Source organism: Nocardioides sp. (assembly GCF_030655615.1).
Lineage (GTDB): Bacteria > Actinomycetota > Actinomycetes > Propionibacteriales > Nocardioidaceae > Nocardioides.
Genome location: NZ_JAURVJ010000180.1, coordinates 1 through 22,189, shown reverse-complemented (window position 1 = coordinate 22,189; position 22,189 = coordinate 1). Strand labels below are relative to the sequence as shown.

Here is a 22,189-nt window from a genome sequence, read left to right as displayed (position 1 = left end):
CCGCGCCGTCGTACGCCGTCCCGCCGCCGGTCCCGTCGTCGGCCCCACCACCCACCGCGCCGCCGCCCTACGTCCCGCCCCCGATCGCCCCTCCCGCGGCCGAGCCCGCGACCCCGCCGTCGGCCCGCCCCTCCGTCCCGACGGGCCCCCAGCGCACCCACGGCAAGCCCCCCGCCCGTCCCGTCGAGCGGCTCCGCCCGCCGTCGGTGTCGACCGAGACCACGGAGGTCACGGTGGCGCCGGCGGCCCCGGGCACGTTCCCGCTGGTCGTCCGCAACGGCTCGACCATCGTCGACTCCTACACGATCGCGATCGTCGATCCCCCGCCCTGGTTGACGATCGAGCACGGCGACACCAACCTGCTCCCCGACGAGTCCCGCCCGGTCCAGGTCACCCTGGCCGTGCGGCCCGGCTCCCTGGCGGTCGCCCAGCGGCTCTCCGTCGTCGCGCGGGTCGCGTCCGAGGTCGACCCGGTCCGAGCCGCCGACGTGCCGCTGGTCCTGGTCGTGCCGCGGGCGGGCCCGGACGCCACCCTGACCTCGCACCCGAGCCTGGTGCGGCTGCAGGACAGCGGTCGCGGCACGTTCGTCGTACGCGTCGACAACCGCGGCAGCAACCACCCGCGGTCCTACCGGATGGCGGCCTCGGACCCGGAGGGCGTGGTCGCGGTCGAGTTCGGTCCGTCGGTGGTCGACGTCGCCGCGGGCGCGGTCGCCGAGACGACCGTGCGGTTCGTGGCCCCCGAGCCGGCTGCCGGGGCGGACGCCTCCCGCCAGCTGACGGTGACCGCGACCGACGAGGCGGGATCGCCGGCCACCCAGGTCACGGTCGCCCAGTCCACGTCGGCCCGGCTCGAGCAGCCGCCCGTCAAGCTGCGCCTCGAGCCGAGCCAGGTGGTCGCCGTCGACGCCGCCACCGCGCGCCTCGACGTCGTCGTCGACAACCGCGCCGGCGTGGAGGACGTGGTCGTGTCGCTGCGCGGTCAGGACCCCGCCCAGGCGGTGTCGTTCGCGTTCGACCACGACGGCTTCCCCCTGCAGGCCGGCCGCGCGGTCCGTCTCGGCATGCAGCTGTCGTCGCGCCCACCGCCGCGCGGGCAGTCGGTCACCCGGCCGTTCACGGTGGTCGCCAGCGCCGGCGGCTCCGAGTCCGAGATCGACGGCAGCTTCGAGCTGTCGTCGCGCCAGGCAGCGATCGTCACGGCGTCGGTGCGACTCGTCCCCGACCACCTGAGGGTCTCCTCGCGCCACGGCGAGTTCACCGTCGAGGTCGACAACCGCCAGGGCCTCGAGCCGCTGGTCGTCGTCCTGTCCGGCGGCGACGAGTTCGGCCGGGCGCGGCTCGCGTTCGCGCCGGTGCAGGTGGCCGTGCCCCCGGGACAGGTCGGGTTCTCGACGATGACCATCTCGCACCCCAAGCCCGACGGCGGCAAGGCCGAGACACGGCGGGTCAGGGTGACGGCGTCCGACGGACCGTCCGCGGTGCACGACGAGGCCATGTTCACGCAGGAGTCGTCGAGCCACTTCCGGCTGTGGGCCTACCTCGTGGCCATCCTCGGCGTCGTCCTCGTCGCCCTCGGCACCGTCGTCGAGGTCGACGACACCGGCCTCGACACCCCTGAGGCCGTCGTCCGCGTGATCGTCGACGACGTCCAGTCCGGGAACACACCGGCCTCCGAGGTCATCCGCGCCGCCGTCGTCGTCGCTGCGCTGGCGTTCGTCCTGCTGGCGATCGTGATGATGCTGTTCGGACTCGTCGGTACGACGGGCCGCGGGCTCCGGGTCGGCGGGATCGTCGCCGCGCTCTTCGGCGCCGCCGCGATCGTCGCGCTGTCGGCCGAGGGCGTCGGCGGCTGGGCGCTGGTCGTCGCGGGCTCCGCCGTCGCGTTCGTCGGCGGCATCATGGTGCGGGCGTCACGATCCTGACGACGCGCTGTTCGCTGCGAGTCGCTGCCAGGTGGCGACGACCGTGTCGGGGTTGAGCGACATCGACTCGATGCCCTGCTCGAGCAGCCAGTCGGCGAGGTCGGGGTGGTCGGACGGGCCCTGGCCGCAGATGCCGACGTACTTGCCTCGCGCCTTGCAGGCCTTGATGGCCAGCTCGAGCATGTGCAGCACGGCGGGGTCGCGCTCGTCGAAGCCGTCGGCCACCAGTGCGGAGTCGCGGTCGAGGCCGAGGGTCAGCTGGGTCATGTCGTTGGACCCGATCGAGAAGCCGTCGAAGTGGTCGAGGAACTGGTCCGCGAGCACGGCGTTGGACGGCACCTCGCACATCATGACGACCTTGAGGTCGTTCTCGCCGCGCACGAGGCCGTTCTCGCCGAGCAGCCGGATGACGCCCTCGGCCTCCTTGAGCGTGCGGACGAACGGGATCATCACCCAGACGTTGGTCAGCCCCATCTCGTCGCGCACGAACCGCAGCGCCTCGCACTCCATCGCGAAGCAGTCGGCGAACTCGGCCGACAGGTACCGCGACGCGCCGCGGTAGCCGATCATCGGGTTCTCCTCGTGCGGCTCGTAGTTCTCGCCGCCCACGAGGTTGGCGTACTCGTTGGACTTGAAGTCGCTCATCCGCACGATCACCGGGTAGGGCGCGAAGGCCGCGGCCAGCATCGAGACGCCCTCGGCGACGCGCTGCACGAAGAACTCGCGCGGGGAGTCGTACGCCGCCACGGCGGCCTGGACCTCGGCGCGCAGCTTGGGCTCGAGCAGCTCCGGGTCGGTCTGCAGGTCGAGCAGCGCCTTGGGGTGGATGCCGATCTGGCGGTTGATGACGAACTCGAGCCGGGCCAGCCCGACGCCCTTGTGGGGCAGCTGGGCGAACGAGAACGCCTGCTCCGGCGTGCCGACGTTCATCATGATCTTGACCGGCAGCTCGGGCATCGCGTCGAGCTCGGTGCGCTCGATGCCGAACTCGAGGATGCCGTCGTAGACGAGACCGGTGTCGCCCTCGGCACACGACACGGTGACCTCGGCGCCGTCGGCGAGCGACTTGGTCGCGTCGGTGGTGCCGACGATCGCGGGGATGCCCAGCTCGCGAGCGATGATCGCGGCGTGGCAGGTGCGGCCCCCGCGGTTGGTGACGATCGCCGAGGCACGCTTCATGATCGGCTCCCAGTCGGGGTCGGTCATGTCGGCGACCAGCACCTCGCCGTCGCCGAACTCGTGCATCTGGTCGACCGAGCGCAGCACCCGGACCGGGCCGGCGCCGATCTTCTGGCCGATCGCGCGGCCCTCGACGAGCACGGTCGCGCCCTTGGTGGTCGAGGCCTCGATCGAGAACCGCTCGAGCGCGCCCGTGCGGCGCGACTGCACCGTCTCGGGGCGCGCCTGGAGGATGTAGATGAGGCCGTCGACCCCGTCCTTGCCCCACTCGATGTCCATCGGGCGCCCGTAGTGCTCCTCGATGACCAACGCGTGGCGGGCGAGCTCGGTGACCTCGTCGTCGGTCAGCGACAGCCGCTGCGACTGGGCCGGCTCGACGTCGACGAACTCCGTCGTGCGGCCGACCGTCGGGTCGTCGGTGTAGACCATCTTGGTCAGCTTGGCGCCGACGCCGCGCTTGAGGATCGCGGGCCGGTCGGCGCGCAGCGCGGGCTTGTAGACGTAGAACTCGTCGGGGTTGACGGCACCCTGGACGACGCCCTCCCCGAGGCCCCAGGCCGACGTCACGAAGACGGCGTCGGTGAAGCCCGACTCGGTGTCCATCGTGAACATGACGCCCGAGGCGCCGACGTCGGAGCGCACCATCTTCTGCACCCCGGCCGACAGACCGACGTCGGCGTGGGCGAACCCGTGGTGGACGCGGTAGGCGATCGCGCGGTCGTTGTAGAGGCTGGCGAACACCTCGCGCACGGCGTGCAGCACGGCGTCGATGCCGCGCACGTTGAGGAAGGTCTCCTGCTGGCCGGCGAAGCTCGCGTCGGGCAGGTCCTCGGCGGTCGCCGACGAGCGGACCGCAAAGCTGGCCTCGCCGCCGCTGCCCTCGGCGAGGGTGTCGTAGGCCTTGCGGATGTCGGCCTCGAGGTCCTCGGGGAACTCCTGCAGGACCACCGCCTCGCGGATCTCCTTGCCGACCTCGGCCAGCCGGCGTACGTCGTCGGTGTCGAGGCCGTCGAGCAGGCCGGTGATCCGCTCGGCCAGACCGGTCTCGCCGATGAAGCGGTGGTAGGCCTCGGCGGTCGTGGCGAACCCGTCGGGCACGCGCACCCCGAGGTCGGTGAGGTGGGAGACCATCTCGCCGAGGGAGGCGTTCTTGCCGCCGACCTGGTCGAGGTCGGACAGGCCGAGTCCGGAGAACCAGCGGACGTTGTCACTCATGGGTTCGTCGTGCCTTCCTGGGCGTCACGTGCCTTGATGCGTTCACGGCTGGGTACGCCGCCGCTGCGCTTGAGGGTCTGGAGGACGAGGGTCGCCATCTCCTCCACCGACTTGGCGGAGGAGTCGATGGTCGGGATCTTGTGGGCCGCATAGAGCTCGCCGGCCTGGCGCAGCTCCCAGCGGCACTGGTCGAGCGAGGCGTACTTGGACCCGGGCCGGCGCTCGTTGCGCACCCGGCTCAGCCGCTCGACCGTCGTGGTGATGCCGAAGCACCGGTCGGCGAGGTCGGCCACCGGCCGCGGCAGGTCGCGCGACTCGAGGTCCTCCTCGACGAGGGGGTAATTGGCCACGAACAGCCCGTGCTGGAGCGCGAGGTACATGCTCGTCGGCGTCTTGCCGCACCGCGACGGTGCCAGCAGCACCACGTCGGCGCGGTCGAGCGCACGCAGGCTCTGGCCGTCGTCGTGCTCGATGGTGAACTCGACCGCCGCCATCCGCGTGTTGTAGCGCTTGATGTCACCCACGCCGTGCAGCCGCGCGACCTCGCGCACCCCCCGCTGCTGCAGCACCCCCTCGACCTTCTCCATGTGCATCTCGAAGAAGTCGATGATCGGCGCCCGCGTGCGCATCAGCTCGTGCCGGATGTGGTCCTCGGCCGCCGTGGTGAACGCCAGCGGCGTCACCGGCCCGTCCATCGCCTCGTCGAGGATCCGCACCACGTCCTGGGCCTCCTCCACGCTCTTGATGAAGGGGATCGTCGTCCGCTCGAAGACCAGGTCGGGGAACTGGATGAGCAGCGCGTTGCCCATCGTCTCGGCGCTGATCCCCGTCGAGTCGGACAGGAAGAACACGGGAACGGCGTGTCCGGCGGACGCATCGGGCTCGAGCGAACTCACGACCTCTCCCTCCCTCGACGGTGGATCGTGGAGATGAACCTAGTCCGCTCCCGGCCTCCGCGTCATCGCGTCTCGCCGACCCATCAGTAGTGAGGGCGACGACCACCGCACCACCGACCCACCTGACCCACGGTGGTCGAGCCGGGCGAGCCCCCGGCGAGCCCGCCTCGAGACCCCCGCCACCGACCCACCCCACCCCACCCACCAGCACCCAAGAAGTTCTTCACAGATCCGTCGACAACACTTTCGAATAACCGCCGATCGGCGTAGAATCGACCCACCCAGGCTCAACCGGCAGTTGCAACGAGTCCTGTGTCGAGGACCTGGGCAGGAGTCTGCCAGTCGAGGGTCTTTCTGGGGCGGGTGTTCAGGCGTAGTCCGATGGCGTCGCACTCGGTCTGGGTCAGCCCGCGAAGGTCGCTTCCTTTGGGCCAGTACTGACGCAAGAGTCCGTTGGTGTTCTCGTTGGTGCCTCGTTGCCACGGCGAGCGGGGGTCGCAGAAGTAGATCGGCACACCGGTCTCGACCCGGAACTGGGCGTGTTGGGCCATCTCGCTGCCGCGGTCCCAGGTGATCGAGCGCAAGAGGTTGCTTGGCAGTGTGGCGATCATCTGAGCCAGGGTGAGTCGTGCTGTCACCGCGGTGTGGCTGCCCGGGATCGGGGCGAGCAGGACATAGCGGCTGGTGCGTTCGACCAGGGTGATGACGCAGCCCTGGCCGTTGCCGCCCATCAGCAGGTCGCCCTCCCAGTAGCCGGGAACGGCGCGATCATCGGCCTCGGCCGGCCTGGAGCGAATGGTGATGTCCTCAGTGATACCCAGGGTCGCTCGTTTGGCTCCGCCCTTACCTGCTTGGGGTTTGCGCTTGTTCCGCGCGGTGCGCAGGTGAGCGGTCAGCTCTCGTTTGAGCTCGCCCTTGGTCTGGACGAACAAGCATTGGTAGATCGTCTCGTGCGACACACGCATCCGCCGGTTCCTCGGGTACAGGCCAGGGAGCTTGTTCGAGATCTGCTCCGGTGACCAGTCTGCGCGCAGCAACTCCCACACCTTCTCGCGCAACGGGTCGTGGTCAAGGCGGCGTGGCTTGGGACGCCTCGCCTTGATCGTGGCGTGACGCTGCGCGGCTTCAGCGTTGTACGCACGTCGATAGCGCTGGCCATCGCCGCGAGCGATCCTCGGGCGCGGTGAGCGGGCCCCGGGGCCGGGGAACCTCTTGCTCACCTCCCTTGAGATTGTGCCGGGATCTCGCCCGACCGTGGCCGCGATCTGCTTCTGGGTCAGCCCCACGCGGTACCCGCGTTCAATCACTCGTCGCTCTTCCAACGTCAACCTCTTGCCTGGCATGTGCTGCAACCTCTCACTGATCGAGTTGCAACAACCGCTGGAATTCGCGCCATGCCCACCGCCCGTCAGCTCACCGACCCGGCCCTCCCCGCGGTCGCCGCAGCCGACGAATGGGCACGCCAAGCCGAGGTCGCCAAGCTCGTCGCCACCCTCGACTGGGCCACCACCCACGAGGCCACCGGCCTGGCAATCGAGCCAGGTGCCGGTGGCTCACCCGGGCTCCAGCTCGGGGGACCCGGCTGCCCCTGGATCAGCGAGACACCTGGGACCTCGCCTGCATCCTCGGACTCTCCGCCGGGTCCGTGACGCGTTACCTCGGCAACGCGTTGGAGCTGCGCTACCGACTCCCCCGACTGTGGCAACGGGTCCTCGACCTCGACATCCCCCTGTGGCGCGCGACCCGGATCGCCGAACGCACCCAGTGCCTACCCCTCGAAGGCGCCGCCCAGGTCGACCAAGCCCTCGCCCACTGCGCCCACACCGTGGTCGAGGCCCAGATCGAGCGCACCGTGGCAGCGGCCCTGGCCGACTTCGCACCCCTCGAAGCCGACCGACGACGCCAGAAAGCCGAAGAGCACCAGCACCTCGACATCGACCTCACCGGACCCCACCTCCTCGACGGCGTCGCCGAGATCCACGGCCACCTCGACCTGGCCGACGCCCTCGACCTGGACGCAGCGATCAGTGCGACCGCCCGACAGCTCACCGACCTCGGCTCCACCGAGTCCCTCGACGTGCGCCGCGCCAGAGCCGCCGGGGAGATCGCCCGAGCCCAGCTCACCCTCGACCTCACCCCCGGTCCCGCCGAACCAGCCACTGCGACCAACGGTGGGCGTGGAGTCACCCTCTACGCCCACCTCGACGCCACCGACGTCGCGTTCCTCGACAACACCCACACCCCGGTCCTCCTCGAGCAGCTCCTCACCTGGTGCCAGACGCCCGGCACCAAGGTCACCATCAAGCCCGTCATCGACCTCAACACCAACCTGACCACCGACAGCTACGTCCCGAGCACCGCCCTCGCCGAACAAGTCGACCTCAGAGACCGACGCTGCGTGTTCCCGTTCTGCACCAGACGCCGCACCGACCGCGACCACCGCATCCCCTACGACACAGCCGAGGACACCGGCGGCGGCACCGACGGCAAGACCGAGTCCACCAACATCGCCCGCCTCTGCCGAGGACACCACCGCGCCAAGACCTTCTCCGCCTGGACCTATGACATGCCAGCCCCCGGCGTCTACCTCTGGCACTCGCCCGGCAGGAAACACCCTGCTCGTCGACCGCACCGCCGAACCCTGACCACCCCGCCCCGACACCCCGCCCACCACCGGCGGGGCTACCGGCATGTCCGTTCACCTCCACGGGCGTGGGCACGACCCAGCCCCAGCGGCGACGATGCAGGGCCCCCACCGACAGACAGAAGCCCCGCATGCCTGAGACACCCCGCACCGTCGGCGGCCGCTACCAGCTCGGCGCGCTGCTGGGCAGCGGCGGCATGGCCGACGTACGCCGGGCGCACGACCCGGTCCTGGGGCGCGACGTGGCGATTAAGCTGCTGCGCACCGACGACACGGTCGACCGGGAGCGCTTCGACTCCGAGGCGCGGCTCGTCGCCATGCTGAACCACGAGAACGTCGTGACCGTCCTCGACGCCGGGGTCCAGGACGGGCTGCCGTGGCTGGCGCTCGAGCTGGTCGACGGCGAGACCATGGCCGATCGCCTGACGACCGGCACTCCGACGCCGCAGGCCCTCGCCGTGCTCGGCGCCCAGGTGGCGGCCGCGCTCCGGCACGCGCACGGCCACGGCATCGTCCACCGCGACGTCAAGCCGGGCAACGTGCTCATCGACGGGACCGACCGCGCCCGGCTCACCGACTTCGGGATCGCCCGGCTCGTCGACGGCGGCGCCTCGCTCACCCTGACCGGTCACACCATCGGGACCGCCGCCTACCTCGCTCCCGAGCAGGTGACCGGCGAGCCGGTCACGACCGCCACCGACGTCTACGCCCTCGGGCTGGTGCTGCTCGAGGGGCTCACCGGGCGCCGTGAGTACGACGGCCCCCCGGTCGAGGCTGCCCTCGCGCGGCTCCACCGCAGCCCGCTCGTCCCCGCCTCGCTGCCGACCGGCTGGCCCGGTCTCATCTCCACGATGACCGCGACGGCGCCGACCGAACGACCCAGCGCCGACGCCGTGGCACGACGCCTCCTCGAGCTCGCGCGCACGTCGGCGGCGACCACCCACGCCCCCGCACGTGCAGCTGAAGCAACCGCCGCCCTCCCCCTCGCACCTATCCCGACCGAGCCCGAGACCGGGGCGCGCCGCCACCGTCTCGCCCTGGTCGCGGTCGCCGCCGTCGTCGCGTTGACGGTCGGGCTGTCGGCGCTGCTGCTCGGCGGCTCCCCCGGAGCCGAGGACCCGGCCTCCGCCGCCGACGCGTCATCGACGGTCCGGACACCGACACCCACCACCACGGCGACGACCGGGACCCTGACCCCGACGGCACCGGCCACCGACGCGACGCCCGTCGCGATCGTCCAGGGCACGTCCAGCCCCCGGACCACGACGGCGAGGAGCAACGCTCAGAAGCCGAAGCCACGTCCGGCCCAGCACCCGGTCAAGCCGAAGCCCGGGCCGAAGGGCAAACCCAAAAGCAAGCCGAAGGGCAAGCCCAAAGGCAAGCCAAGGGGCAAGCCGAAGGGCAAGCCCGGGCCGAAGGGCAAGCCCGGGCGCCCCTGACCCGGCCCCACCCGATCGCCACCCCCCGACTCCTAGGCTGGACCGGTGATCACCAGCACTCCCCCATCGGACGACCAGCCCGACGCCCAGCTCGACGCCCAGCCCGACGCGCAGCCCGACGCTCCCCCCTCGGACGACCAGCCCGACACCCGCACCATGCGCGAGCGCATGCTCGCGGGCGACGACTACATCGCCGACGACCCCGAGCTGGCCGAGTGGAGCCGGGTCGCGCGCGACCTCGCGGCGGCCTACAACGCGACCACGTCCCGGCAGGCGCCGCTGCGCCGCCACCTGCTCGAGGAGCTGCTCGGGTCGATCGGCGAGGACACCGAGATCCGTCCGCCGTTCCAGGTCGACTACGGCAGCCACATCACCATCGGCGCCCGGTGCTTCGCCAACTTCGGGCTGGTCGCGCTCGACGTCGCGACGATCACGATCGGCGACGACGTCCAGATCGGGCCCAACGTCCAGCTGCTCACCCCGACCCACCCGCTCGAGCCGGGCCCGCGGCGCGGCAAGTGGGAGGGCGCGCAGCCGATCACCATCGGCGACAACGTCTGGCTCGGCGGCGGGGTCATCGTCTGCCCGGGCGTCACCATCGGCGACGACACCGTGGTCGGCGCCGGGGCCGTCGTGACGAAGGACCTGCCCGCCCGCGTGCTCGCGGTCGGCAACCCCGCCCGGGTGATCCGCGAGCTGTGAGCGGCATCCACCGATGAGCTGGACGACGTGCTCGGTCGGGCACGCCCACTGGGGGCCGTACGGCGCCGCCGGGCTCCTGCTCGCCCGCGACGCCACGGTGCTCCTGCAGCTACGGGCCGGCTGGGCGCACCACGGCGGCACCTGGTCGCTCCCGGGTGGCGCGCTCGAGCGCGGCGAGTCCCCCGAGCAGGCCGCGCTCCGTGAGGCGCGGGAGGAGCTGGGGCTGGCGGCCGAGGTCGTGGCGGTCCGGGGGTCCCGCGTCGCGGTGTGCGGCGGCTGGCCCTACGAGACCGTGCTCGGCGAGACCCTCGGTGAGGTCGCGACGCGTGACCGGGCCGAGAGCGCGGCGCACCGCTGGGTGCCGGTCGACGACGTCGACGCCCTCCGGCTGCACCCCGCGTTCCGGCTCGCCTGGGACGACCCCGACGCCGTGCTCCGCGACTTCGTCGCCGGCACGCGCACCTAGGCCTCGACCTCGAACTTCACGACCCGCGTCTCGACGTCGGCCTGCGCCAGCCGCACCCGCACGTCGTGCCCGAGCGGCAGCGCCGTCGTGCCCGACACAGGAGCCTCGACGCCGAGCGACCCGACGGTCACCTTGCCGCGGCGCTCGTCCTTCTCGTCGACGCTGACGACCACCCCGTCGAAGCTCTCGCCGATGCGACGGGACAGCAGCCCGGCCTCGACGAGGTCGACCACGGCCCGCTCGTAGGCCGACGCCTTCTGGCCCGAGGTCCGCATCTCGTCGGGCAGGCCCGGCAGCGCGGCGAGCACCCAGTCGGGGACGGGCTCGCCGGCGCACAGCGCGACGCAGACCTCCCCGGCGTAGCGGTCGGCGAGGCGGCGCAGCGGCGCGGTCACGTGGGCGTACTCCGACGCCAGAGCGGAGTGCTGCGGCTCGGCCGGCACCTCGCCGTCGAAGGCGACGTAGCCGCTGCCGCGCAGCAGCCGCGCACTGGCGACGATGACCGCCGCGTGCGCCGGGTTGGCCGGGTCGAGGGAGCGGATGAAGTCGGGGTGCAGCTGCTCGGCCGGCCAGTCGACACCGAGGGCGCGAGCGGTGCGGTGCAGGCGCTGCAGGTCGCGCGGGTCCGGCGGCGGCAGGGTGCGCAGGATGCCGACGCGGGCATAGACCATCAGCGACGCGGCGCCGAAACCGGTGAGCAGCGAGATCTGGGCGTTCCACTCCTCGACGGCGAGCAGCCGGCGGAACTCCAGCCGCCATGCTCCGTCGTCGGTGGTGTCGACCTCCTGCTCGGGCAGCGGCAGCGAGACGCCGCCGCGGGCCGCGTCGCGCAGCAGCCGCTTCTCGCCGATCTCCTTGACCAGCAGCAGCACCTCGGACGCAGAGCCGTCGTCGATCGCGGCCTGCGCACCCTCGTAGGTCAGCTGCGCCGTCGAGCGCACGCGCGCGCGCACCACATCGATGTCGGTGCCCTCGCCGGTCTCGTCGACACGGATCGTCCACAGCAGCGCCGGCCGCACCTGGTCGGGCAGCAGCGAGCCGGCGTCCTCGCTGAGGACGGTCGGGTGCAGCGGCACCTTGGAGTCGGCGCCGTAGAGCGTCTGGCCGCGGCGGTGCGCCTCGAGGTCGACCGGGTCGCCGGGCGTGATGAACGCGGCCAGGTCGGCGATCGCGTAGTGGACCACGTAGCCGCCCGGACGCTCGGCGTCACGCTGGACGTGGAGCGCCTGGTCGAGGTCGCGGGCGCCGTCGGGGTCGATCGTGACGAAGGGGATCTCCGTCCGGTCGAGGTCGGGGAGGCGCGGGGACGCCGCCGCTCGCGCGGCCGCCTCCTGGACCTCGGGCGGGAAGTCCGGCGTCACCTCGAGCTCGGCCTGGATCTGCTCGATCCCGTGGCGGAGCGTGGTGACGACGGCACTGTCGTCGGTCCGGACCCGGACCACGCGGCTGCTGGACATGGCCTTAACCTAGCCGCCGTGCTGATCCTGCTCCCGCCGAGCGAGGGCAAGGCCGCACCCCGGCGCGGCAAGCCGCTCGACCTCGGGGCTCTCTCCTCACCCGGGCTGACCGCCGCGCGCGCCCGCGTCCTCGACGCGCTCGTCGCCCTCTGCGCCACCGATCCCGAGCTCGCGGCCCGCACCCTCGACGTACCGAAGTCGCAGGTCGAGCTCGTCGACCTCAACGCGCGGGCCGCCTCGTCACCCACCGCGCGCGCCGACGCCGTCTACACCGGCGTCCTCTACGACGCCCTCGGCCTGGCGACCCTGACGCCCGCCGCCAAGCGCCGGGCGACGTCGCGGGTCGCCGTCACCTCGAGCCTGTTCGGCCTGCTCCGCCCGGGCGACCGGATCCCCGCCTACCGCCTCTCCGGCGACGCCGCGCTGCCCGGCCTCGGCCCGGTCGCCGGCGTCTGGCGCGACGCGCTCGGCCCCGCGGTGACCGGCGCGCTCGGCAGCGGGCTGCTCGTCGACCTCCGCTCGGGGATGTACGCCGCGTTCTGGCGTCCCCCGGCCGACCTCGCCCGGCGCGTGGCCACCGTCCGGGTCCTGCACGAGGTCGACGGCCGGCGCCAGGTCGTCAGCCACTTCAACAAGGCCACCAAGGGCCGCATCGTGCGGGCCCTGCTCGAGGACGGCCGCGACCCGCGCACCCCGGCCGCACTCGCCACGGTCCTCACCGACCTGGGCTGGACCGTCGAGGTGGGCGCGCCGACGGCCAAGGGCACCCAGCTCGACGTCGTCATCACCGAGGTCTGAGAGCGACCAGCCGGTCGATCAGCTCGACGCTGATGGTCGCGAGCTCCCAGCGCCCCCACGCCGGCTGGGCGAGATAGATCCCCTCGTAGGAAACGAGGGTGAACACCCGGTCGCCCACCTCGCTCAGCTCCCACGCCCGGTCCACGTCGAGACCGGGGTACGCCGAGCGCCACACGTCGAGGTAGGCCCCGCGCACCGCCTCCTCCCCGACGGGGCCGAGGTGGTGCGCGGCGCTGAAGCCCAGGTGGCGCGCGTCGAGGAACGGGTGGGCGACGCACGCGTCGGTCCAGTCGAAGAGCAGCGGTGCGCCGCCGGACCACGTGACGTTGCCGAGGTGGAGGTCGCCGTGCACGAGGGTCAGCGGCAGCCCCAGCCCGTGCAGCGTGGTGACCTGCTCGACCAGCCAGGGCTCGACGTCGACCGCGGCCGCGCGCTGCTCGTCGGTCATCGTCGGCCCCTCGACGCCGCGCTCGACCACCCGGCGCAACCCGGCCACGGTCGCGGCCAGCCCACGGTCGGGCGCACCGGCTGCTCGCAACGAAGCCACCTGGTCGCGCGACGCGAGCTGCAGACGCGCGAGCGCGGCGGCGACGTCGGCGACCTGGTCGAGCGTGGGGTCGTCCTCGGACTCGGGGAAGGCCTCGAGCAGCATCCAGGCCCGCTCGGGATCGAGCCCCACCATCCCCGGGGCGATCGCGGGGTCGAGCGCCGCCACCCAGGCGGTGAGCACCGGCTCGGCCCGGAACCCCGCGCACGTCGCCTTGAACCACAGGTCTCGCTCGACCCCGTCCGGGGCACGGACCGCAAAGCGCGCGACCGCGCTCAGGCTCCAGACCTTGACCAGCTCACGCGGCCCGCTCCGCTCCAGGCCCAGCCCGCCGACCACGCCGTCGACCCAGGCGTCGACCTCGTCCACCCAGCCCAGCGCGAACCAGGGCTCCCGGCCGTCGTCGGGCACCAGCCCGCTGAGCAGCTCGCCCACCCGAGCCCGCAGCGTGGTCGCCGCCGCTCCCGACGCGAGGTCGACCTCGTCCGCCCCACGCCACGACATCCCCACCGCCGTCGCCCCGCCGGACCACGCGAGCACGTCGACGACGGTGCCGTCGTCCTCGCGCACCGGCGGTGCGACGAGCACGGCGCCCGGGTCACCGACGGCGGCGACCAGGTCGCGGTGGCTCGGCCAGCGCTCCTCGAGCTCGGGCAGCCGCCCGTCGGCGCCCGCGAGCACCCGCTCGCCGGCCACGTCGACCAGCGCGACCAGGTGCCGGCGCGAGAGCACTGCTCGCTACCAGGTGCCGGCGCCGAACGCGTCCCGTGCGGGCGGCAGCGCGTTGTAGAGGCGCATCGACGCCCGGCCGTCCTCGAACCACGACAGCACCGTCACCGACGCCGGCGTGAGCTCCATCTTGAAGACGGCCTCCAGCGGCGCGTCGAGCGCGTGGGCGACGAGGGTCTTGATCGGGGTGACGTGGCTGACCACCACGACGGTCCGGCCGGCGTGGGCGGCCACGAGCCGCTCGAGGCCGGCGAGCACGCGCGTCTGCACGGTGCGGAAGGACTCGCCACCGCGCGGGGCCGCGTCGAGCGAGCCGAGCCACGCGGCCATCTCGTCGGCGTGCCGCTCCCCCACCTCGCCGAACGTGAGGCCGTCCCAGTGCCCGAACTCCATCTCGGCGAAGCCGGGCTCCTCGGTCACCGCCACCCCGAGCAGCTCGCCGAGGATGTCGGCCGACTCGCGCGTACGGCGTACGGGCGAGGCGACGATGGCGTCGATCCGCTCCGCCATCGGCATCAGCCACTCACCCGCGGCCCGGATCTGGTCGCGACCCTCGTCGCTGAGCGGCGGGTTGTCGCCGCCGAGACCCCCGGAGAACCGTTTGGCCGAGGTGTGCTTGGTGACGCCGTGGCGCACGATGATGACCGTCGTCGCGGCGCCCGCGCCGCCCCAGCCGCGCGCGGGGGGCTTCTCGACCTCCTCGATGAGTGACTCGGCCGGCGGGGCGGCCGGCGGGTCGGCGGGCTCGTCCTCGACCGGTGCCCCCGCCACGGTCACGCCGGACCGCTTGCCGTCGAGCGCCTCGTTGGCCAGCCGGTCGGCGTGCGCGTTGCGCTCGCGCGGGATCCACGTGTACGTCGTCCCGGCCGGCGCCAGGGCGGTGGCCTCCCGTGCCAGCGGGATCATGTCGGGGTGCTTGATCTTCCAGCGGCCCGACATCTGCTCGACGACCAACTTGGAGTCCATCCGGACCTCGACGACGGCGTCGGGCGCGAGCTCGGCGACCATCCGCAGGCCGGCGATCAGGCCGGAGTACTCCGCGACGTTGTTGGTCGCCCGGCCGATCGTGGTGCCGTCCTCGGCGATCGTCGCCCCGGTCGTGGCGTCCTTGAGCACGGCGCCGTAGGCCGCCGGTCCGGGGTTGCCGCGCGACCCGCCGTCGGCCTCGACCAGGACGGCGCGGGGACCGGTCACGAGACCGTCAGGCCCGACTCGGCCGTGCGCACGAGGATCCGTGAGCACTCCTCGCAGCGCACGACGGTGTCCTCGGGGGTCGCGCGGATGACGCCGATCTCTGCGTTGTCGATGCCGATCTGGCAACCGGTGCAGCGGCGCTGCCGCAGCTCGGCGGCGCCGACGCCGTTCTTGCTGGAGCGCAGCTTGTCGTAGAGCGCGACGAGGTCGGCGGGCAGGCCCTCGGCGGCCGGCCCCCGCTCGGTCTCGAGGGCGGCCAGCTCGTGGTCGATGATCGCGGTCTTCTCGTCGCGCTGGACGGCGAGCTCGGCGAGCCGCTCGTCGCTGCCGGTGAGCTTCTGCTCGAGCTCGTCGAGCCGGGCCTGCGCCTCCTCGAGCTGCTCCATGATCTCGAGCTCCTCGTCCTCGAGGGTGCCGATGCGGCGCTCGAGCGACGCGAGCTCGTGCTGCATCCGCTCCAGGTCCTTGGGGTTGGTGACCAGGCCCTGCGCCATCCGGTCGTTGTCGCGGGTACGGCGCGCCTTGACCTGCTCGACGTCGACATCGGCCTTGCGCTGGGCGGCGGTCAGGTCGTCCACCACGACCTGCTGGTCACGACGCTGGTCGTTGACCTCCTCGCGCCCCGCGGTCAGGGTGGCGATCTCGGCGATCTCGGGCAACGACGCCCGCTGGTGACGCAGCTGGTCGGCCCGCGAGTCGATCCGCTGGACGTCGAGGAGTCGGAGCTGGGCCTCGGCCGGAGCCTTCACGATGTCGTCCTCAGGTCGGTCACAGCCGCATTGTCCACGGGTCGGTGACCAGCGTGCTGACCCGGGTCTGCACCGCGTCGCCGAGCTCGTCGGTCAGCCGCGCCGAGAGCGTCGGGAGCCAGGTCCACTCGGCCGCCCAGTGGGCGACGTCGACCAGCGCCGGGCCGCCCTTCTCGACGAACTCGGCCGCCGGGTGGTGGCGCAGGTCGCTGGTGACGTAGACGTCGGCGTCGGTGCCCAGCACGGTGTCGAGCAGGAAGTCGCCCGCCCCGCCGCACACCGCCACGCGCCGGATCCGGCGCTGCGGGTCCCCGGCCACCCGGACCCCGTGGTGGGTCTCCGGCAGCGCCTCGGCGACCGCAGCGGCGAACGTCTCGAGCGTGACCGGCGTGATCGTGCCGATCCGGCCCGTGCCCGTCGTACCGGCCTGGTCGTCGGCGACCTCGACGACGTCGTAGGCCGGGGTCTCGTAGGGGTGCGCAGCCAGCATCGCGGCCACGACGGCCCGCCGGCGGTGGCGCGGGAGCACGACCTCGACCCGTATCTCCTCGACCTCGGCGATGTCGCCGACGGTGCCGATCGTGGGGCTGGACCCCTCGAGCGGCCGGAAGCGGCCCTGGCCGCGCGAGCTGAACGACGCGAAGTCGTAGTCACCGATCGCCCCGGCGCCCGCTTCGGCGAGCGCCGCGCGCACGACGGACGCGGCGTCGACGGGGACGTAGACGGTGAGCTTGTCGGTCGGGTCGTCGGCCGTCGGGGTGATCGGCTGCTGGTCGGCCAGTCCGAGCGCCGTCGCCAGCGACTCCGAGACCCCGCCGGTCGCCTGGTCGGCGTTGGTGTGGGCCGTCAGCAGGGCACAGCCCGCCCCGACGAGCGTCGACAGCGTGCGGCCCTTGGGGGTCGTCGCAGCGAACCCGTGCACGCCCTTGAGGAAGAGCGGGTGGTGCACGACGAGCAGGTCGGCGCCCCACTCGGCGGCCTCGGCGGCCACCTCGGCGGTCGCGTCGACGGCCAGCATCACCTTGCGCACGTCCTGGTCCGGGTCGCCCCAGACCAGGCCGACGGCGTCCCAGGACTCGGCCGTCCGGGGTGGGTACCAGGCGTGGAGGAGATCGGTCAGCACTTGCAGTCGAGGCACGCCGACACCCTACGGGCGCCTATCGTTCGCCCATGATCCTCATCTGGGGCTGGAAGTCCTACGTGACCCTGCTCGCGACCGGCAACCTCGTCTGCGCCCGCTGCCACAACCCCGCGGCCCATCGGCTGCACCAGCTGCGCAAGAAGTTCACGCTCTTCTGGATCCCGCTCTTCACGACCTCGACGAAGTACTTCCTCGACTGCACGTTCTGCGGCCTGCAGAGCACGCTGACGCAGGAGCAGGCCGACCAGTGCGCGGCCCAGCTCAACGCTGCCCACCCGGCCCCGCAGCCGTCCTACGACGCGCAGCAGCAGCCCAAGCAGCTCTGACTCAGTTCACCTGGCGCTCGCGGCCCTCCCAGTAGGGCGCCCGCAGCTTGAACTTCTGCAGCTTGCCGGTGGCCGTGCGGGCCAGCTCGTCGCGGAACTCGATCGAGGTCGGCGCCTTGTAGCGCGCGGCCTTCTCCTTGCACCAGCTGATCAGGTCGGCCTCGCTGACGTCCTCGCCGTCGACCAGCACCACGAGCGCCTTGATCGTCTCGCCCCACTTGTCGTCGGGGACGCCGATGACGGCGACCTCGGCGACCGCCGGGTGGGAGAAGAGCACGTCCTCGACCTCGATCGAGGAGACGTTCTCGCCGCCGGTGATGATCACGTCCTTCTTCCGGTCCTGGATCGTGACGTAGCCGTCGTCGCCGATCACGGCCCCGTCGCCGGTGTGGAACCAGCCGCCGGCCAGTGCCTTGGCCGACTCCTCCGGCTGCTCCCAGTAGCCCTCGAGCACGACGTTGGACTGCGCCAGCAGCTCGCCGCCGGCCACCGGCTCGCCGTCCTCGTCGGACGCCGCCTCGCTCACCGACAGGCGTACGCCGAGCGCGGGAGCACCGGCGCGGGTCAGCAGCGACGCGCGGTCCTCCGGGGGCAGGTCGTCCCACTCGGCGCGGGAGCGGTTGACGGTCAGCAGGGGCGAGGTCTCGGTGAGCCCGTAGATCTGGATGAACTCCCAGCCGAGCTCAGCCTCGACGCGCGCGACGGTCTTGGTCGGCGGCGGGGCACCGGCCATGATGATCCGCACCGTGTCCCGTCCGGGGATCTCGCCCTCCCACGACTGCGCGGCCTCGAGCACCGCGGCCGCCACGGCGGGCGCGGCGCACATCACGGTCACCCCGTGGTCGCGGACGCGACGCAGGATCTCGGCGCCGTCGATCTTGCGCAGCACCACGTGCTTGACGCCGAGCCCGGTCATCGCGAACGGCAGGCCCCAGCCGTTGGCGTGGAACATCGGAAGGGTGTGGAGGTAGACGTCGCGGTCGGTGACGCCGACGTGCATGGCGAAGGTGACCGCGTTGGTCCAGATGTTGCGGTGGGTGATCTGCACGCCCTTGGGCCGCGCGGTCGTGCCCGAGGTGTAGTTGATCGTCGCGGTGGCGTTCTCGTCGGGCTCCCACGCCCGCGGCTCGACGCCCTCCTCGGCGTAGAGGTCGGCGTCGGCGCCGAGCACGAAGCGGTGCTCGGCGGTGACGTCGGCCAGGGCCTCGTCGAGCTCGGGGTCGACGTAGAGCACCCGCGCGCCGGAGTGCTCGACGATGTAGCGCACCTCGTCGGGCTGCAGCCGGAAGTTGACCGGCACGAGCACCCGGCCAGAGGCCACGACCCCGAAGAACGAGGTCAGCAGGCGGGCGCTGTTGTGGCTGACGACCGCGACCCGGTCACCCACCTCGATCCCGAGCTGGTCGAGCCGGGCGGCCTGGCGCCGCGCGAGCGCCCCGAGCTCGGCGTAGGTCAGGTCCCCGAGCGACGGCGCCGGCTGGTCGGGCTCGTCGACCACCCCCACCCTCTCGCCGTAGACCTGCACGGCACGGTCGACGAAGTCGCGGACGGTGAGCGGGACGAGCATCGGGCCTCCTCGATCGGGCGGTGACCCCGGTCACTGTAGTGAGGGTCGTGTTGCGTCGAGGTTGGGCGCGGCCCAGCGCACCGCCGGGCGATGAGAGACCTCTCATCCGCGGCTCACGCGCAGCCCATCGTGGGGCAGGATCGTTCCCGACATGGTGACCAAGTGGCAGTCCATCCTCTTCGCGGCCGTCGTGCTGCCCGTCGGCGGCTTCGTGGCCGGCTCGGTGATGTCCTCGACCGCCGACACCCCGCCCGACCGGCCCGACATCGTCGTGCCCGCCGGCGCGACGTCGGGCGCCACCACCGGCACGAGCCCCACCGGTACGACGAGCCCGTCGACCCCGACGACGACGCGCACCACTGACCCGTCGGACGGCCCGTCGGACGGCCCATCGGACGGCCCGTCGGACGGCCCGTCGGACGGCCCGACCAGCGACGACGGTCCCTCCTCTAGCCCCACCCGGTTCGAGGTCGTGACCCCGTCCCCCAGCAACTTCGACTACGACGACCACGGTGACGACCGCGACGACAACAGCGGCCACGGTGGCGGCGACGACCGCGACGACGACGACAACAGCGGTCACGGCAGCAGCGACAGCGGTGGCGGGGACGACGACAGCGGTCACGGGAGCGACGACGACTGAGCAACCGCCCGAGCCAGCCCGACCGCGCCGGTCGGGCTTCTCGGTGCGCGTCCGGATCACCGCGACCGTCGCGCTCCTCACCGCGGTCGGGCTGGCGCTGGCCGGGACCAGCGTCTTCCTCATCGAGGAGCGGCGCCTCGATGACCGCAGCATCGAGGGCTCGCAGCAGGAGCTCGACGAGTTCGCCAAGCAGCTAGACCCCCTGACCGGCGACGTCCGACCCACGCTCTACGACACGCTCTTCGCGTTCCTGGAGCGCAACGTGCCCGACGCCGACGAGGCCCTGGTCGGCTTCGTCGGCGACGAGCCCGTCGTCGGCAACGGCAACGACGCGCAGGTGCTCCAGGAGGACCCCGAGTTCCGCACGGCTGCGATCCCGCTCGTCGACTCCGGCGGCACCGCGCGCATCGACGACCCCGACCGCGGGCCGCTGCTGCTCAGCTCGCAGCCGGCCACCATCGGCGACGAGCACGGCGCGATGGTCGTGGTGACCTACCTCGACGTCGAGCGCGCCGACCTGCGCGACACGATGCGCACCTACCTCGTCGTCGCCACGCTCGCGCTGCTGCTCATCACCGGGGTGGCCTTCAGCCAGGCCGGCCGGCTGCTGCGGCCGCTGCGGACCCTGCGCGAGACCGCCGACGACATCACCGAGACCGACCTGTCCCGGCGGCTCCCCGTCGCGGGCAACGACGACATCACGGCCCTGACCCGCACCATCAACGGCATGCTCGGTCGGCTCGAGACGGCGTTCGTCGGCCAGCGCCAGCTGCTCGACGACGCCGGCCACGAGCTCCGTACCCCGCTGACGATCCTGCAGGGCCACCTCGAGCTCCTCGACGCCGACGACCCGGCCGAGGTCGCCGAGACGCGCGAGCTGCTGCTCGACGAGGTCGACCGGATGGCCCGCCTCGTCGACGACCTGATCCTCCTGGCCAAGACCGAGCGGCCCGGGTTCCTCACCCTCGCGCCCGTCGACGCCGCCGCCCTCACCGAGGCCGTCGCCGCCAAGGCCGCCGGGCTCGGCGAGCGCGACTGGCGTGTCGACGGCGTCGCCGACGTCACCGTGCCCGTCGACCAGCAGCGCATCACCCAGGCGCTGCTCCAGCTGGCGCACAACGCCGCCAAGCACACGCGTCCGGGCGACGTGGTCGCCGTCGGCTCGGTCCGCGAGGGCGACGCCGTGCTGTGGTGGGTCCGCGACACCGGGCCCGGCGTCGCGGCCGTCGACCGTGAGCGGATCTTCGAGCGGTTCGGCCGGGGCACCTCCGCCGAGACCCGCGACACCGAGGGCTTCGGCCTCGGCCTGGCGATCGTCACCGCGATCGCGCGCGCCCACGGCGGCGACGCCTGGCTCGACGACGACTACCGCGACGGCGCCCGCTTCGTGGTGTCCGTCCCGCTGCCCCCGACCTACCTCCAGCCCCCGCACGACGACTCCGAGGAGACCCGACCCATCGTGGTCCAGCAACCCGTCCGGACCGGCGCCTGATGGCCCGCATCCTGATCGTCGAGGACGAGGCCCGCATCGCCGCCTTCGTCGCCAAGGGCCTGCGCGCCGAGGGCCACACCACCACCGTCGCCACCGACGGCCGACGCGGCCTCGACGAGGCCATGAGCGGGGGTCACGACCTCGTGGTCCTCGACATCGGCCTGCCCGTCCTCGACGGCTACGCCGTCCTCGAGCGCCTGCGTGACCAGGGCTCCAAGATCCCCGTCATCGTGCTCACCGCGCGCGACTCGGTCACCGACACGGTGTCGGCTCTCGAGGGTGGTGCCGACGACTACATGCCCAAGCCGTTCCGCTTCGCCGAGCTGCTGGCACGCGTCCGCCTGCGGCTGCGCCAGCAGTCCCCCGACGCCGGCGCCCAGGGTCAGGAGGCCCTCGAGGCGGGCGGCGTACGCCTCGACCTGCGCACCAGGCGCGCCACCGTCGACGGCAAGGAGCTCGACCTCTCGGCGCGCGAGTTCACCCTGGCCGAGACGTTCATGCTCAACGCCGGCAACGTCTTGTCGCGCGAGCAGCTGCTCGACCACGTCTGGGGCCTCGACTTCGACCCCGGCTCCAACGTCGTCGACGTCTATGTCGGCTACCTGCGCAAGAAGTTCGGCGCCCACACCATCGCCACCGTCCGCGGCATGGGCTACCGCTTCGTGACGAGCCCCGCCTGACGCTGACCCGTCGCCTACGAGCGACGGGTCACCGCACCCCTCGACGCTGACCCGGCGCGTAGACGCGCCGGGTCAGCGCGTGCCTGTGGACAGCTCGCTGACGAGACGGTGACCCGTCGCCTGCAGGGGACGGGTCGGCGTCAGGCGGCGGTGGTGGACCGGGCGGTGAGGGCGAGCTGGCGACGGCGGTGCCGCAGGGCCTCGACGGTGAACACCACGAGGGCCGACCAGACGAGCGCGAACCCGACCCAGCGGCCGGTCGTCATCGACTCCGAGAGCACGACGACACCGAGGCCGAACTGGATGGTCGGGGCGAGGTACTGCAGCAGCCCGAGCGAGACCATCGAGACGCGGGTCGCGGCGGCGCCGAAGCAGATCAGCGGGATGGCGGTGACGATGC

General features: G+C 72.6%; 18 protein-coding genes and 2 pseudogenes. 9 read left to right on the top strand and 11 right to left on the bottom strand.

All coding sequences use genetic code 11. The features are described from left to right. Positions 1 to 1,925: pseudogene (locus tag Q7T52_RS15190) on the top strand (hypothetical protein); the annotation flags it as partial. Here Q7T52_RS15190 and ppsA read toward each other — a convergent pair. The 4 genes from ppsA to Q7T52_RS15170 all read right to left on the bottom strand — a co-directional run bounded on the left by ppsA (position 1,914) and on the right by Q7T52_RS15170 (position 7,847). Beyond that, positions 1,914 to 4,319, bottom strand: a complete 2,406-nt coding sequence (gene ppsA / locus Q7T52_RS15185; RefSeq protein WP_304803930.1) for a phosphoenolpyruvate synthase — start codon at positions 4,317 to 4,319, stop codon at positions 1,914 to 1,916. The pseudogene Q7T52_RS15190 and the gene ppsA sit on opposite strands and share 12 nt — an antisense overlap. Further along, the gene (locus Q7T52_RS15180) at positions 4,316 to 5,215 is read right to left on the bottom strand and encodes a pyruvate, water dikinase regulatory protein (protein WP_304803928.1); all 900 of its coding nucleotides are present in this window, start codon (positions 5,213 to 5,215) and stop codon (positions 4,316 to 4,318) included. Before Q7T52_RS15180 ends, ppsA begins: the two co-directional genes overlap by 4 nt. Before the next feature lie 287 nt (positions 5,216 to 5,502). After that, on the bottom strand, positions 5,503 to 6,558 hold the full coding sequence (locus Q7T52_RS15175) for an IS30 family transposase (RefSeq protein WP_304803926.1): 1,056 nt from the start codon (positions 6,556 to 6,558) through the stop codon (positions 5,503 to 5,505). A gap of 425 nt (positions 6,559 to 6,983) precedes the next feature. After that, positions 6,984 to 7,847 (bottom strand): hypothetical protein, encoded by an 864-nt coding sequence (locus Q7T52_RS15170; protein WP_304803924.1) that lies wholly within the window; start codon positions 7,845 to 7,847, stop codon positions 6,984 to 6,986. Positions 7,848 to 7,990: 143 nt separating this feature from the next. On the opposite strand from Q7T52_RS15170, the gene Q7T52_RS15165 reads away from it, so the two are divergent. Genes Q7T52_RS15165 through Q7T52_RS15155 form a run of 3 tightly spaced genes read left to right on the top strand, consistent with a single transcriptional unit; the run spans position 7,991 to position 10,466 of the window. Then, a complete protein-coding gene (locus Q7T52_RS15165; protein ID WP_304803922.1) occupies positions 7,991 to 9,298 on the top strand; it encodes a serine/threonine-protein kinase in 1,308 nt (435 codons plus the stop codon). A gap of 45 nt (positions 9,299 to 9,343) precedes the next feature. Continuing rightward, the gene (locus Q7T52_RS15160; protein ID WP_304803920.1) at positions 9,344 to 10,000 is read left to right on the top strand and encodes a sugar O-acetyltransferase; all 657 of its coding nucleotides are present in this window, start codon (positions 9,344 to 9,346) and stop codon (positions 9,998 to 10,000) included. A gap of 13 nt (positions 10,001 to 10,013) precedes the next feature. Then, the gene (locus Q7T52_RS15155) at positions 10,014 to 10,466 is read left to right on the top strand and encodes an NUDIX domain-containing protein (protein WP_304803918.1); all 453 of its coding nucleotides are present in this window, start codon (positions 10,014 to 10,016) and stop codon (positions 10,464 to 10,466) included. Here the strand turns inward: Q7T52_RS15155 and Q7T52_RS15150 are convergent. Next, a complete protein-coding gene (locus Q7T52_RS15150; RefSeq protein WP_304803916.1) occupies positions 10,463 to 11,923 on the bottom strand; it encodes an RNB domain-containing ribonuclease in 1,461 nt (486 codons plus the stop codon). The two genes, Q7T52_RS15155 and Q7T52_RS15150, sit on opposite strands and share 4 nt — an antisense overlap. Before the next feature lie 18 nt (positions 11,924 to 11,941). Here Q7T52_RS15150 and yaaA point away from each other — a divergent pair, with 18 nt between their 5' ends. Continuing rightward, positions 11,942 to 12,721 carry a peroxide stress protein YaaA gene (yaaA, locus tag Q7T52_RS15145; RefSeq protein ID WP_304803914.1) on the top strand — a complete coding sequence of 260 codons (780 nt, stop codon included), beginning with the start codon at positions 11,942 to 11,944 and terminating at the stop codon, positions 12,719 to 12,721. Here yaaA and Q7T52_RS15140 read toward each other — a convergent pair. The 4 genes from Q7T52_RS15140 to Q7T52_RS15125 are packed head-to-tail and all read right to left on the bottom strand — an operon-like array spanning position 12,708 to position 17,078. Continuing rightward, positions 12,708 to 14,000, bottom strand: a complete 1,293-nt coding sequence (locus tag Q7T52_RS15140) for a phosphotransferase (protein WP_304803912.1) — start codon at positions 13,998 to 14,000, stop codon at positions 12,708 to 12,710. The two genes, yaaA and Q7T52_RS15140, sit on opposite strands and share 14 nt — an antisense overlap. Before the next feature lie 6 nt (positions 14,001 to 14,006). After that, positions 14,007 to 15,191 carry a bifunctional RNase H/acid phosphatase gene (locus tag Q7T52_RS15135; RefSeq protein WP_304803910.1) on the bottom strand — a complete coding sequence of 395 codons (1,185 nt, stop codon included), beginning with the start codon at positions 15,189 to 15,191 and terminating at the stop codon, positions 14,007 to 14,009. Further along, complete coding sequence (locus Q7T52_RS15130; protein WP_304803908.1) at positions 15,188 to 15,940, bottom strand: zinc ribbon domain-containing protein; 753 nt, start codon at positions 15,938 to 15,940, stop codon at positions 15,188 to 15,190. Before Q7T52_RS15130 ends, Q7T52_RS15135 begins: the two co-directional genes overlap by 4 nt. Positions 15,941 to 15,959: 19 nt before the next feature. Then, positions 15,960 to 17,078 carry a Nif3-like dinuclear metal center hexameric protein gene (locus tag Q7T52_RS15125; RefSeq protein ID WP_304803906.1) on the bottom strand — a complete coding sequence of 373 codons (1,119 nt, stop codon included), beginning with the start codon at positions 17,076 to 17,078 and terminating at the stop codon, positions 15,960 to 15,962. A gap of 32 nt (positions 17,079 to 17,110) precedes the next feature. Between Q7T52_RS15125 and Q7T52_RS15120 the strand changes: the two genes are divergently transcribed. After that, positions 17,111 to 17,407 carry a zinc-ribbon domain-containing protein gene (locus tag Q7T52_RS15120; RefSeq protein WP_304803904.1) on the top strand — a complete coding sequence of 99 codons (297 nt, stop codon included), beginning with the start codon at positions 17,111 to 17,113 and terminating at the stop codon, positions 17,405 to 17,407. A 1-nt stretch (position 17,408) separates the two neighbouring features. Here the strand turns inward: Q7T52_RS15120 and Q7T52_RS15115 are convergent, their stop codons facing one another. Next, positions 17,409 to 18,974, bottom strand: coding sequence for an AMP-binding protein (locus tag Q7T52_RS15115; protein ID WP_304803902.1), 1,566 nt, complete (start codon positions 18,972 to 18,974; stop codon positions 17,409 to 17,411). A gap of 151 nt (positions 18,975 to 19,125) precedes the next feature. Between Q7T52_RS15115 and Q7T52_RS15110 the strand changes: the two genes are divergently transcribed. The 3 genes from Q7T52_RS15110 to Q7T52_RS15100 are packed head-to-tail and all read left to right on the top strand — an operon-like array spanning position 19,126 to position 21,789. Further along, on the top strand, positions 19,126 to 19,617 hold the full coding sequence (locus tag Q7T52_RS15110; RefSeq protein ID WP_304803901.1) for a hypothetical protein: 492 nt from the start codon (positions 19,126 to 19,128) through the stop codon (positions 19,615 to 19,617). A gap of 43 nt (positions 19,618 to 19,660) precedes the next feature. Beyond that, positions 19,661 to 21,109, top strand: coding sequence for a cell wall metabolism sensor histidine kinase WalK (locus tag Q7T52_RS15105; RefSeq protein ID WP_304803899.1), 1,449 nt, complete (start codon positions 19,661 to 19,663; stop codon positions 21,107 to 21,109). Then, positions 21,109 to 21,789, top strand: coding sequence for a response regulator transcription factor (locus tag Q7T52_RS15100; protein ID WP_304803897.1), 681 nt, complete (start codon positions 21,109 to 21,111; stop codon positions 21,787 to 21,789). Before Q7T52_RS15105 ends, Q7T52_RS15100 begins: the two co-directional genes overlap by 1 nt. A 140-nt stretch (positions 21,790 to 21,929) precedes the next feature. Here Q7T52_RS15100 and Q7T52_RS15095 read toward each other — a convergent pair. Continuing rightward, positions 21,930 to 22,189, bottom strand: a pseudogene (locus Q7T52_RS15095) (EamA family transporter RarD); the annotation flags it as partial.